The sequence below is a fragment of the Pseudomonas sp. PS02288 genome (genome assembly GCF_029959715.1).
GTDB lineage: Bacteria > Pseudomonadota > Gammaproteobacteria > Pseudomonadales > Pseudomonadaceae > Pseudomonas_O > Pseudomonas_O kuykendallii.
The window spans coordinates 67,813-80,096 of record NZ_JASCPA010000009.1; the positions used below are offsets into that span (position 1 = coordinate 67,813).

Below are 12,284 nucleotides of genomic sequence, written 5' to 3' on the forward strand. Positions count from 1 at the left end.
CCGCCGGTAGCGTGAAGTTGGCTTCCGGCTGGCGCTGTAGACGTTAGCTATTGTTAGCAACTGTTAGCGTCGATCAGTGATTGGATGTCGCCATTTTTGCGGGGACGTTGTTAGCTTCGGTTAACCTCCTTTCGAGCGGCGAGCGCCCGCTCAGGCGGTGAGCGTCAGTTGGATAATGCCTTTTCGAGCCTTGTCGGTCATTTCGCTCAGCGACAGTTCCTGGTCTACCGCACCGCGCAAGCGCTGTTCCCGAGCGAGCCGGTCGCTGGTGCTGGTGGCGAGGGCTGCGAGGTTTTCAACCTCTCTAACCAGGGTTGCGGTGCCGCGCCAGTCATCGTCGAACTCAGGGCTCAGCTCCCGCACTCGCTTCAAGGCAGCGCGTGCACGCATTGCGGTAGAGCAAGTCATTTGCAGGTCGCGTCGGTCTTGGTTGTAGCCAGCTATCGTGACGCTGGCTTGTTCCGCCACGCTGTTTACCAGTCGGCTGAATTGCTCTTGCATGGCTTCCGCCAGGACGTTAACGATCACCCCTTGGTTGGTTTCGGCCGCGTCGGCAATCGGGTCATCCATCCGGCCGCAGAGAAAATCCAGCGGTACTGCGTAGAGGTCGGCATAGGTCATCAGTGTTGGCAGGGGAGGGATGCGATCGCCGCTTTCTGCCAGCGATACCTGCGTTTGACCTTGGTAGCCAAGCCGCTCTGCGACTGTTGTGGCTGGCATTTTTGCGGCGAGTCGGGCGGCCCGAAGACGTACTCCGATGGTGCGTGCGAGAGATTTGGTATCAACGGTATTCATGGTGTCTCCAGGATGTTTGCTGCGGGCCAGCGCCAGCGAACGGCCGCCAGGGCATCGGAATACGTGGTAGGGGTGCCAACCATGCTGCAGATCGTCTCGCCACCCAGAGTGATGCGCCAAGCAGCACGCCGGGTGGCTTGAGTGGCAAAGTCAGGCTGGCAGGGCTCTTCGATCTCCTTTGCCGAAGCATTGGCAACTACGGCCGAAGCGCAGGTATTTAGCTGATCAGGCAGGGCGGTGTTCTGCTGTAGGCGGTGATGTCTGTGGGACTCATCCAACTGCTGGAACAGTTCGGCGAGCAAGCTCATGCCCACCTCCCTACGCCATTGGCTTGATATGCACATGTCTGAAAGTTCGTGGGAACGGTGGGCGCTTGGGAACAGCCAGCAATCACGCGGGGCCGAGGCTGGAAACCTGTTCCCACCAAGTGTTCGAGTGGGAACAGATAACGTATGTATGGCCAGGCGTCCTTATGTTCACAGGATGAATTGTGTTCCCACCCGTTCCCACTTCTCCCTATGGGGTGGGAACAGCTGACAGCCAAGTCGGCGCTGGCCATTCCCACTGTTCCCTGCGTTCCCACAGATTTCAGGTTCCGGCGTGTGTGAAGGTGGCTGGCTTGCCCGCGTACAAACTCAATCATGGGCGCCCCCTTCGCCTTCCAGGCGCTCGGGGTCGATGACGTACAGCCCTGCGCTGCCGCCACCTGGCAGCCGGTACTTCTTGGTATGCCGCTTCCGGTCGTTGTCGCGCTTGGCCAGCGCTCCGGCAGCCTCCAGCGCCTTGATCATGCGAGGCAAGCCGAAACCGGGGGCGGCTTCCACTAGGCCAGACTTGTTGAACAGGTACAGCCTGCGTCGCGGTTCGATCTCCCAATAGCCCGCGCGATTGAGCACTCGCGTATCTGTATCTCCGGCGCTGATGTCTGAGAAGCGGCTGCTGCCGTGGCGCTCGATAAAGCTGGCGACGCCGGCCAGGATCTGACGATCTTCGGCATTGCCGTTACCGACTCGCTCCAACCATTCCCGGTACAGGATCATGCTGTCGGCGAGACTGGTGCCTGTCGGCCAGGGCAAGAGGTTGTAGGCGATGGCCATCTCGCCGGCCAGGGCGATGACGGCGAAGCGATCCGCCACTCGCCCAGCCTGTGCGTTCCCCACCGCAAACTGTGCGCGCACTTTGGTGAAGTCTTCCAATAGCCTGTCGCGGTCGTTGCCTGCGGTTAGACGCTCGACGAAAGCGACGCCCAGATGGCCATAGTTTTTTCCGGCTGCGACCGTCAGTGCACGATGGAAACCTTCGCCGGTCATCCCGTGCAACTCGTCAAAGGCACGATGCCTACGGGTGCCGGCGTTCACGTCCACCATGCGCAGCTCGGCGCCAGCATGGGCAGGATTGCCCCCAATAGCCGCGTGCTCGGACAGCGAGCGCTCACCGCTGGAGAGAGTCAGCAGCCGCCAATGGAGCTTGGCGCGGCCTTCTCGATTACGTGTCATGGTGCCCTTGCCCTGGCCGTTCGCCAGTGCGTAGGCCATCTCCTGCACGCAACGAGGGTCGGCACGCTTGATCTCGTCCAGGGACAGCATGGTGTCATTGCGCGACGCCGCTTCGATTTCCAGGCCGCCCTTGGTCATATCCCAGCTAACGGCGAATGTGCCAGGGTCACCCCATACCGAGGCGCCGATCAGTTGCGCCAGCGACTTGCCGCTGGAGCTGTCGCCGACCAGATGGACGCCCCCGCCATTCACGCCGACCAAGCTCAGGAGGGGGCCGGCCAGGGCGCAGCCAATGGCCAGAGTCAGCACTGGGTTGCCCTGGCAGAGCGTGGCTACCTGGTTCTGCCATTGCGCGAGTGAGCCCCCTGCGGCGAACAGATTGAGGGCATTGCTGCTGGCCTGGTATCGGACCCCCTCGCCGCCGATGATGCGGCCGGGGATGACGAATACTCCCGACTCGTGCCAGCCTGGCCGGCTGGTGGTGGCGATGGTCTGTCGGGGTTGCTGCTCCAGCAGGTATTCCATGAAGGTGCTGCGCTTGCGCAAATCTATCAGCACGCCCATAGAGAACAGACTGCGTCTGGCATCCTCGCCGCTGCCGCCGAAGACCTCCATGGGCAGCACCCATTCCTTGTCGCCACTGTGCGTCACCAGGCGTAGCAGGCGGCCCTCGCTGCCGTCATCAGTGTTGACGGTGCGCGCAGTGACGAACACGGGGCTGGCGATCCACTCGTCTACCAGGTGACGTTCGCCCTCATCATCAAGTTTGGTGTTGTGCCAGTACACGCCAGGTTTTAAGCGCCGGCCTTTCTCGTTCTGCACCCATCCTTCATACACGCCCCAGCCAGGGCGTTCTGGTGTCACCGCTGGCGCTTCCGGTTTGGTGGCAAGCGACAGGGCTGTTGGTTCAGGCTTGCTCACGGGCAGCTCTCCAGACGGCCAGGTCGTTGAAGTCGCTTAGGCTTGGCGGTGCGCAGGCAGGCCAATTGGGAAATACCACCTGACTGCCCAACGCCACGGCGGCGGCATTCGCGGCTTTGCGGCCAGGGTTACCTTTGCCGACAGCTTCGGTCTGGCGGTCGTCATCACCCGCGAAGATCAACATGGCTTCGGGATGGCGGAGACGTAGCTCCAGGCCGACCGACAGCAGGTTGCCGGCGTTCATGGCGCAGGCCACGGCTGCCTCGGTAGCCTCGTGGAGAGTTGCGCCTGTGGCCCACCCTTCGCAGACATACAACGGTTGGCCGGCGGTGATGCAGCCAAGGGGCGAATAACTGCCCTTCACCTGTCCACCGGACAGGAATCGCTTGCTACCGTCCGGGGCGATCCGTTGCAGGTTCACCAAATGCCCGGCGCGGTAGAGCGGCACCAGCAATTCGTCACCTCGCTGGCGTAACGCATGGCTCCGCACCTGCTTGGCGGCCAGGTACGAATGGATAGGCGCTGGGCGGCGGGCGTTGCTCCACCAGCGATTAGCCAGTTTGGCGGCGCTCTGCTGGCGCTGGTGCTGCGCGGCCTCACGTTGACGCCTAGCTCGTTCGATACGCTGGCGCACCTGCTCGGTCTCTGCGGTAGTAGCGACTTTGCTGGTGCTCCAATAGTGCGTCTCTCCGGTTCTCCAACTCCCAAAGGCGCCAGCAGCCAGACTGCCAGCGAACAGCACATACCAGCCGTTGCGTGACTCTTTGCGGTCGCCAGGGACGTGGAAGCGGTGAAGGGTGGCGTCTGCCTCGGGCAGCCAGTCCAGCGAACCGTAGAGACGTTGCATAGCGTCGCGGAAGGGCAGGGCGCAGTGCTCACTCAAGTGGACGGCGATCATGCTCCAGTCCTCGTGCAAGCCGTTTGCTTCGCCATGCTGTCGTTTGGTGTTCCCCCTCGCTGGGATGTTGTCTGACTCGTTAGCCAGCCTGCATTTCTATTAGCGATCATCAGGCTGCGTCCCTTTCGGCAATCTTGCTGCGCAGCCATGCCTCTACCTCGGCCACGACATAGAACGCAGCAGCCTGGCGGGTTTCGCCGTCCTTCAGAGGTTTTGGAAAGGTAGGATCTTTCTTGCGGAGCTTGTCCAAACCGGAGCGGGACAGGTCGAGCCAGTCGCAGAGTGCGGTCTGGCGGATGAGGGCTTTGCTTGGGGGTTTATTGCTCATGGGCGTATCCGTATGGATATGGATGACGCGCTTTATTCTCCACATGAGCGAGGTTGTGTCCGCAACGCAGCTAGTCGCGTCGTTTTTTCTCCGCCTCTATCCCTCGGCGATATCTGCCCATGACCTCGGGGGATCGGTGATATTTCTGACTCATCTGTATATCGAATGCGGTTTTCTCTTTTCCGCCCTGTACGAGCCAATTGGCATAGTCTTGGTGATAAGCACCTAGTTTTTCTGGAGGTAGCTTTCCCTTACTTCCACCTGCAATCTTGTCCGCTTTTAGGGCCCTATCGGCATCACGTATCAATGAGTCTGGCAGCCATTCACATTGCTCCTTAATCCTTGTGGGGCTTACGGTCTGGGCCAGTGCGTACAGGGCATAGATCTTATTGGCTGCTAGGTACTCCAGCCTTGAAAACAGCCAGAGCACTCCAGCTTCGTTTAACCCAGAAACTCGGTTTTCTAACTCGCCAAAGCGTTGAGCGTGCTCCTCTTGGGAGAGGGTTTTTCCTGGCATAACTCCAGATAGGAAAGCATCTTCAAGGGCCTTAAATGTTGAGCCCGCGTGTTGGTTTTGCTCTCGAATCCGGCCGCACAGTTGATCGACAAGGGCGAGCATAGACGCACGGCTCACCTCAAAGTCCGCTGCCTGGAATTGCTCAAGCTGCGTGCGTAGCTCACTGAGTAGTGCCCAATCGTTTTTACGTGCTTTCATGCCCGCTTCATTTCCACCACATTGCCGGCAGCGAGCTTGTCCAGGTGGTCTGCATACCATTGCATCATCGCTTTACGCTGTTCCAAGTAGGTGCTCTTATCGTAGACCCCGCGCACGCCTTCCTTTACGTGAGAAAGCTGGGCCTCGACGTGCTGCGAGTCGAAGCCGTTTTCATTGAGGATGGTGCTGGCCAGATGGCGGAAGCCGTGGCCTGTTTGGCGGCCTTCGTACCCGAGGCGGCGCAGGGCCATCAGGAATACGGTGTTACTCCGGGGCTTGGTGGTATCGCTGCGGCCTGGGAACAGCAGGGGGTAGCTGCCGGTCAGGTGTTGCAGGTCGCGCAGCAGCTCGACTGCCTGGCGAGGCAGTGGCACCAGATGTTCGCGGCGGCGCTTCATCCGCTCGGTTGGGATCAGCCAAAGCCCAGCATCCAAATCGAACTCTGTCCAGCAGGCCTCGCGCAGTTCCGAAGGGCGACATGCCAGCATGGTCAGCAGTTGCAGGCCGATCCGTACGTCGGTGGCGTGCGGGTAGGATCTGACAGCGCGGAGTAGGGCGGGTAGTTCCTCAAGGGATACATGGGCAAAGTTCTCCACTGGTTTGGTCAGTAGGAATTTGTGCAGTCCTTCGAGGGGGTTGTGAGTTGCCCGACCGGTGACCCGAGCCAAGTCGTATACCTCCCGGCACATGCCGCGCACACGGCTGGTTTGCTCAACGATCCCGGTTTGTTCCATGCCGCGCAGGAAGTCCATCCACTCCATTGGCAGAATGCCGGTGTAGGGGCGCTTGCCGAACACAGGGAAGACATGTTTTTCCAGGGCTCCGATGGTGCGAACTGCCGTTCCCTCCGTCCAAGTCTTGCACTTGACGGCATACCACTCGCGAGCCAGATGCTCGAAGGTGTTGTTGGCCGCTTCAAGCTCCGCTGCCTTCTTGGCGCGTTTGGTGGCCATGATGCTGCCGTCCTTTGCGGTGTCATCGCGTAACCCACGGACTTTTCGACGTGCCTGCTCACCAGTCAGTTGGTGTTCACTCGTACCGTATCCGCCCAACCCTAACCATGACCATTTGCCATCGACCTTCTTGTAGCGCAGCTGCCAGGACTTCGAGCCGTCTGGTTTCACGCGGAAATACAGTCCATCGCCATCCAGCTCCCTGTACTCCTTTGCCTCTGGTTCCAGGCTCGCGAGTACGGTATCGGCCATGGGGCGGCGCTTGATCTGATTGCGCTTCATGTCTTGTATCCCCTCGGTTCATTTATTCGATGAGGATACACAGGGGGATACACGGTGGGCAATCGTATAGGGGAACGTATGGGGATATCTAGATACAAGAAAGCCCGCACGGGGCGGGCTTTTCAGGGGTGTTTCCGGCCATGTGGGAACATGTGGAAACTTGCATTTGGTGGGCCGGGGTAATCTGAAATGATTTCCTATCGCTATGAAATATAAGGTAAAAATCCGGTTAAATATTCTTGTGGAATACCATTTGGAATACCGACAAGTCGGATTTGAACTCAGGAGATGCCAAGACGCGGCTCCGTGGCTGCTTTGCCCATCCCATGCAACCACTGCCGCACCGCTGCTTTCAAGTGCTCGCCAGGTGCGCGCTGGTTTCTGCCTCCATTCTCACCAGGGTCTCAATCACTTGCGCGCGCTTCAGGCCATGTTGCTTGGCTAGCTCATCCAGCTGGGCAATCACTGCTTTTGATAGCATCACGTTGATCTGTTTCTTGTCGGCGTTACGCTCGTCAAATTGCTGGCGATTCCATCGCTTTTTGATCTCTTGGATCATCGCCTTTTGCTCATGGCGGCCGAGCGCGGCATGGTCGAAGAACATTAGCAGCTCGTTGTAGTTACTGATCGGGAGCTGTCTGGAGTGCGGACGGAGGTGGTGTTTTTCGAGCCACTCCCAGGCACAAGTGCAACGTTTTTTGCTTTCCTTTTTGTCAGAGAACCACTCGAAGGCACTATCCCGCGCCACGTGGCGGAGCCATTCCTCCCGCAAGGAATTGACTTCGCGTGCCTTCGTTTCAAGCTCTATGTCCCAAAGATCAATCATGGCAACAAGGTGGTCTTTCCCTTCGAGATGAACCAGCTCCCGCGGGATTCGAATGCCTGTCAGTTGCTCGATGCGTGCGAGCAACCATTTATGTTGCCTTTCGTTCCCCTCTTCAATCCAGCCCAGTCTTTCGTCCGATAGCAGTAACCGATCCTTTTTTGACGGGATGCGAAGAATGCGATTCGCGCGTTGTTTTAAGCACTTGGCGATCTCGTCTCGCATGGTGGGGCGATTACAGGTATTGGGATTTAGCTTGGCTCCTTCGTTGAGGTAGAGATCCAGCCATAGCCAGATGTCATGACGGTTGCTCTGGTGCGGATCTCGAAGAAGCTGGCTGAGTGCGTCAGAGGTCTTGCTTCCTGCATGATTTTCAATAGTCAAAATACATCACCAAAATATTGTTGACAGAAATTTACTATTTATTTCATTGAAAATTCTATATGAATTCCACATTGGATCTATAGAAATTATAGGATCAATCTATACCTATTCTTTCTTTATTCTATTGGCGGTTAATGGTTATTCTATAACTATTCTAGAATTATTCTATTGATTGATTTTTCTTCGATATGCCCAGAAACTGCTGGTCATGAGTGCTTTCATGGGCTTGATTCATGGCGTTTTTTGGATGGTGCTAGCGCTGATTAATTTTGATGGATTGTTGGCCATAGTCAACGAAGCCGTCCCTGAAGTATGCAGATAAGGGTCTGTCTCGCGTGACGTCGTGTTGGGGTACGACCCCAGCTCAGCGTTTTTTTTTATCGCCCCTGCAGATCCTCTGAACGAATACGAGGAGCCCGTTCATGAGGATCATCCGATTGAAAGAAGTCATCGACTCGACCGGTCTGGCCCGGTCGACCATCTACAAATACATCAAGGAAGGCACCTTCCCGAAGCCGGTATCCCTGGGTGACCGCTGCGTCGGCTGGGTCGATAGCGAGGTGCATGACTGGATCCTGGCAAGGATCGAGGAGCGTGATCTGGCGGAGGAGGGGGCCGCGGTGCGCTCCACCAGCCACCTGAGTATGGCCAGCTAAAACTACCACCTGCGCCATGACCGGCTAAGGCTGGTCATGGCGTTTATGCTGCTTGGAAAGTCCAACGCTCTCAGCTAACTCTCCCAGGATGTGATTCGGTGAGTCTCTCGGCTGGCTAGGCAATGTTGCTCTCCATTGCCTAGCCAGCCTGGGATGGTCGCTGGGGCTTGGATCGGGATCTAGTTATATAGATCCAGGCTATCAATCCATGACTACTCAATAGGCTGAGCTCTAATGGCAACACGAGCTCTATCACCCTGCCTATGGGTTAGGTCATCGAGTATTTCAAAACACATCACGCCCCTGATATGCCAACAACCAATCAGGTGCACACCGATGACCAAACGAAACGCCATCACCCGTCCATCCCAGTCCGATACAGCTATCCGAATTGAACGTCTCATCAACGCCATTCAGCGTACAGATAGCCAAGCCTACCGAATCACATACTCGAAGCATGGTGATGAACTGGTCAGTGAAACCAGGCTGTCAAAGTACTTCGATGGGATCGAGCAGATGGTCACGCTGTTCGAGGGAGATGTGGAGTACCAGTCCAGCTGGCACTTGAGCCTCTTTCAGCAAGCCTGCCATTCCATTGGGGTTGAGCTCAGCCCCGTTGGAATTACCTGCTTGAACGAGGACGAAACACGCTACCTGAGCACCAGCGAGACACTGAACGAGCTGACCAAGTGCATCCGTACTCTCCGCACCCAAAAGAGGTTCATGCGTCGGGACGCTGACCAGCGCTACCTGGCCATTCAGCAGGAGCTCGAGGTCGGCCGCTACGTTGATGCCGTGCTTGATCGCTACGCCCGCACCTGCGTGGTCAGGGTTGATCTGTATTACCGTACAGAGGCCCAAGCGAGGTTGCGTGTGGAGCGCGTATTCGACGACCTGAATCGGTTGATTGCTGAGCGTGAGCGTAACCTGATTTTCGACCATGAAACCGGCTACATCTGCAGCGTTGAGCAAGGCGAGGATCGGGGCTATCACATCCATGCTGCGTTCTTCTTCAACGGCTCTGAAGTGAGTGCCGACATCTACAGGGCCCAGCGGATCGGTGAGCTCTGGGAGCGCATTACCCGTGGTCAGGGCTGCTTCAACAACTGCAACCTCGAAAAGGATAAATACCAAGACAGGCTTGGCATTGGCCTGATCCACCGGCGAGACCTGAACGCGCGGGGTCACGTGCATTACGCCATGCGTTACCTAGTCAAGAGTGATCAACATCTGCGACTCAAGCCGGTAGGTGCTCGCTGCTTGCGTAAGGGGCAGGCAAGGAGGGGCTTTCGGGGTGACTAATCGGCCCGCTCTCCCTTCGACCGTAACTCATCACGCAGGTTGGTTTGGTAGCTAAAGCTTGTGCTGGTGATCCGGTGGGTTGCCAGCGTGCCGGACGCTAGCGCGCTGCCTGTGGAGTCCTGGTCGGCCGATGGTTTAGGCTCTGTCCAGGAATCTAAGGCTGGTGTGAGTGCTGTGGGATGACAGAGAAAGGAGAGCGATGCCGGCAGCATTACCAGTCGGTATATGAAAGGAATCAGCCGGCACTCAGCAAGGGGCGTGCTCTTGATGAAAGCCTGCATCATTTCCTGGATCAACGGCCTGCAGGTAAAAACCTCTCTGCACTTGACCGCGCGACTGGCCTGGCTTCAGCACCGTTCTGGCATGATGCGGAGGCGGTCGCTCGCTCCGAGCTGGCAAGCCTTGCCCTCAGTCGGGTGCTGCACTTCGACAATGCAGTCAGCGCCGAGCTACTGCTGGAGCTGGCCAGTCATGCCCCGGACACGCTCAGATGGGCAATCCGCTACTCGAAGCTGTTTGAGCGTACTGCTTCGCCGCTATGGCTTGCGCTTCGTGCAGCGCTCGTGGGGGGAGAGTGGCAGGTATTCTTCGGTGTCTGTGACCGTTTGCTGGATCAGCTCAAGCCCTTTGATGAGCTGATTGGTAACGCTGAAAAACAGCTCGAGCACTTGTCCCTGCTGGAGCTGATTGCCTACCTCAGCGTGCTGGCCTATCAGGCATTTGCCGAAGATGCCCCCGATGATCGCTCCGGCCAGCAGTGGCAGGTCTACAACCGCATTATCCTGAGGAAACTCCGGGCTTGTCCTGAGCAGGACTTCCGCCTGAACGAGTCACGACTCGGGCAGTCGCTGAAGCGCCACCTGTCACCGGTCATTTTCCCTGAATCGTCCACCGCGGACGCAGCCAGGTGTCGTGAAAACCTCGAATGGCTAGCTGTTCTGATTGCGGCAACCCAAGAGCGGATCGACTACGAAGGTTCGATTGACTGGTTCTGCTTCGATCCGGAGTGCCGTTACCAGCTAAAGCCGGGCGAGTTGGTTATCTATAACCAGTCGGAGGCGGGAACAGAGCGGTGGCAGCGAACCGGGCGCAAGAGCGATCTGCTTTGGCACTACTGGATGAGCCGTGCCGTGCAGGCATTCGTCAACTCCGGCCTGGCCGAACAAATGATCGGCTCGCCGGAGAATCATGAGCTGAATCAGTTGGCCTACATCAAGGCGATGCGCAGCGAGCTGCAGTTGCAGCAGATTTACGGCCTGGGTCATCGGCTTTCTCTCAGTAATGGTACCCAGGTTCAGCTTCATCACGTGTTGCTGGCGAGCGAGCTGACCTCGGTTTTCTTTCAGAGCCAGTTCATTCAGCCATTCCAAGACTACCTTCGAGAGTCGGGCGTGCTTGCCCATGCGCTTGGCCGCTTGGCCATGGATGGCATGCTGTCGGGGGAAAACAGGTTCCCCATGACTTGGTCCGAGGAGGAAGAGAAGATCCGCAGGATTAAAGGCTGGACGGTCAGCGAGGAACATCCGCGAGGCAGCGCCGATTCAGCCAAGGCCATTCTCAGATTCTGGACCAGCGACCTCAGCGCGTTATCTCAGCAACTGAAGCAGCAGCCAGGGATGCCTGCGCCGCGCCTATATGAGCAGCCCTTCTACAAAATCGGCCGCTACAGCTTTCAGTTCCCCTGGGTTGGCGCGCAGCAAAACAACCTGACGGCAGCCATCAATAACCTGCGGCGGGTGAATGCCCGCAGAGCCGATGAGCAAGCAGAAACTCAACGAGTGGAGCTGGCGCTGGCCGAGAGCCTTCGGCAACGAGGTTTTGCTGTTGAGGTGGGATATCGGCCGCCTGTGACAGAAGAGGATGACGCCGGCGAGGTGGATTTGATCTGCCAGCGTGATGGCGTACTGCTGCTTATGGAGGTTAAGTCGGGGTATATCCGCTCGACCACCCATGAAGTCTGGCTGCATCGCACCAACACCTTGCGTAAGGCTGCCTGGCAGCTACGGCGTAAGCGGATTGCGGTGGCCAAGGCGTTGGTGGCTGATCAAGATCTGCGCTCCAGGTTGGGCTACCACGGTCAGCATCCTGAGGCGCACCTGCAGGCCTGGATCGTCGATACCTCCATTGAGCTCGATGGGCAGTCAGTCGATGGGTTCAGAGTGGTATCCCGTGAGGCACTGGAGGTCATTCTGCGTGATGAGAAGCAGCTCCTCAGGCCAATGGGGCAGCTTGACGAGGGAGGTCAGCATTCGTTGTTTCCCGACGGGTTTACTGCGGGACGATTTATCGCTGTTGTCGAGTCCGATGAGCTGTGGCGAGGCATCTGCTAGCACTTGGAGGGTAATGGCCTTGGTTCGGTCTGCTACGCGGTGCGTTGGCATCGGCCGCATCCTGAGGGCCGACCGGGCGATTCGGTGTCATCTGCACAAGGCCGTGAAGTACCTCGTCAAAGTTGCGCAGCACCTGCGTTTGAGGTCTGAGGGGAGCCGGTGCCGGTGGACGGGAATGCTCTGGTAGTCGAGCACCATGGGCGGGGATGGCGAATCCAAATACCCCATCCATCGTTTGAGTGGATGACCTGCCCACTTTGTTTACATGCGAAAAGTGGACAGGTCGCCATGGCATGGATGCTTCGCTATGGTCGAGCCATCACCTATCCGGAGGTTCACCATGTTCACTTTGCTGATCTCGCCTCATGATGTCCTGGCCCTTGTCTGTCTTGTAGCGGTCT

11 protein-coding genes are annotated in these 12,284 nt (G+C 57.8%); 3 read left to right on the top strand and 8 right to left on the bottom strand.

The annotated features are described in order from the left end of the window. Window positions 1-150 precede the first annotated feature (150 nt). From QMX85_RS06060 to QMX85_RS06095, 8 genes are all read right to left on the bottom strand, one after another. On the bottom strand, window positions 151-795 hold the full coding sequence (locus QMX85_RS06060) for a helix-turn-helix transcriptional regulator (protein WP_282339257.1): 645 nt from the start codon (window positions 793-795) through the stop codon (window positions 151-153). Further along, a complete protein-coding gene (locus QMX85_RS06065) occupies window positions 792-1,103 on the bottom strand; it encodes a hypothetical protein (RefSeq protein ID WP_282339258.1) in 312 nt (103 codons plus the stop codon). Before QMX85_RS06065 ends, QMX85_RS06060 begins: the two co-directional genes overlap by 4 nt. Window positions 1,104-1,430: 327 nt before the next feature. Next, window positions 1,431-3,212: a DUF927 domain-containing protein gene (locus QMX85_RS06070; RefSeq protein ID WP_282339259.1), complete on the bottom strand. Its 1,782-nt coding sequence runs from the start codon at window positions 3,210-3,212 to the stop codon at window positions 1,431-1,433. Then, entirely contained in the window at window positions 3,199-4,110 is a 912-nt protein-coding gene (locus QMX85_RS06075; protein ID WP_282339260.1) for a toprim domain-containing protein, read from the bottom strand. Before QMX85_RS06075 ends, QMX85_RS06070 begins: the two co-directional genes overlap by 14 nt. Window positions 4,111-4,219: 109 nt before the next feature. Beyond that, entirely contained in the window at window positions 4,220-4,438 is a 219-nt protein-coding gene (locus QMX85_RS06080; RefSeq protein WP_282339261.1) for a transcriptional regulator, read from the bottom strand. Window positions 4,439-4,508: 70 nt separating this feature from the next. Continuing rightward, entirely contained in the window at window positions 4,509-5,153 is a 645-nt protein-coding gene (locus QMX85_RS06085; protein ID WP_282339262.1) for a hypothetical protein, read from the bottom strand. Further along, window positions 5,150-6,388: a tyrosine-type recombinase/integrase gene (locus QMX85_RS06090; protein ID WP_282339263.1), complete on the bottom strand. Its 1,239-nt coding sequence runs from the start codon at window positions 6,386-6,388 to the stop codon at window positions 5,150-5,152. Before QMX85_RS06090 ends, QMX85_RS06085 begins: the two co-directional genes overlap by 4 nt. 352 nt (window positions 6,389-6,740) lie before the next feature. Next, the gene (locus QMX85_RS06095) at window positions 6,741-7,595 is read right to left on the bottom strand and encodes a hypothetical protein (RefSeq protein WP_282339264.1); all 855 of its coding nucleotides are present in this window, start codon (window positions 7,593-7,595) and stop codon (window positions 6,741-6,743) included. A 422-nt stretch (window positions 7,596-8,017) separates the two neighbouring features. Here QMX85_RS06095 and QMX85_RS06100 point away from each other — a divergent pair, with 422 nt between their 5' ends. The 3 genes from QMX85_RS06100 (at window position 8,018) to QMX85_RS06110 (ending at window position 11,883) form a co-directional block, all read left to right on the top strand. Further along, on the top strand, window positions 8,018-8,251 hold the full coding sequence (locus tag QMX85_RS06100) for an AlpA family transcriptional regulator (protein ID WP_033978991.1): 234 nt from the start codon (window positions 8,018-8,020) through the stop codon (window positions 8,249-8,251). Between the two features lie 336 nt (window positions 8,252-8,587). Next, on the top strand, window positions 8,588-9,553 hold the full coding sequence (locus QMX85_RS06105) for an inovirus-type Gp2 protein (RefSeq protein WP_069953202.1): 966 nt from the start codon (window positions 8,588-8,590) through the stop codon (window positions 9,551-9,553). 179 nt (window positions 9,554-9,732) lie between these two features. Then, the gene (locus QMX85_RS06110; RefSeq protein ID WP_282339265.1) at window positions 9,733-11,883 is read left to right on the top strand and encodes an NERD domain-containing protein; all 2,151 of its coding nucleotides are present in this window, start codon (window positions 9,733-9,735) and stop codon (window positions 11,881-11,883) included. Window positions 11,884-12,284: the final 401 nt, after the last annotated feature.

What these genes read in the sequence shown, in the direction of transcription:
- QMX85_RS06060 (WP_282339257.1), bottom strand. Translation starts at nt 795, where the DNA reads ATGAATACCGTTGATACCAAATCTCTCGCACGCACCATCGGAGTACGT.
- QMX85_RS06090 (WP_282339263.1), bottom strand. Translation starts at nt 6,388, where the DNA reads ATGAAGCGCAATCAGATCAAGCGCCGCCCCATGGCCGATACCGTACTC.
- QMX85_RS06110 (WP_282339265.1), top strand. Translation starts at nt 9,733, where the DNA reads ATGACAGAGAAAGGAGAGCGATGCCGGCAGCATTACCAGTCGGTATAT.
- QMX85_RS06075 (WP_282339260.1), bottom strand. Translation starts at nt 4,110, where the DNA reads ATGATCGCCGTCCACTTGAGTGAGCACTGCGCCCTGCCCTTCCGCGAC.
- QMX85_RS06105 (WP_069953202.1), top strand. Translation starts at nt 8,588, where the DNA reads ATGACCAAACGAAACGCCATCACCCGTCCATCCCAGTCCGATACAGCT.
- QMX85_RS06085 (WP_282339262.1), bottom strand. Translation starts at nt 5,153, where the DNA reads ATGAAAGCACGTAAAAACGATTGGGCACTACTCAGTGAGCTACGCACG.
- QMX85_RS06065 (WP_282339258.1), bottom strand. Translation starts at nt 1,103, where the DNA reads ATGAGCTTGCTCGCCGAACTGTTCCAGCAGTTGGATGAGTCCCACAGA.
- QMX85_RS06100 (WP_033978991.1), top strand. Translation starts at nt 8,018, where the DNA reads ATGAGGATCATCCGATTGAAAGAAGTCATCGACTCGACCGGTCTGGCC.
- QMX85_RS06080 (WP_282339261.1), bottom strand. Translation starts at nt 4,438, where the DNA reads ATGAGCAATAAACCCCCAAGCAAAGCCCTCATCCGCCAGACCGCACTC.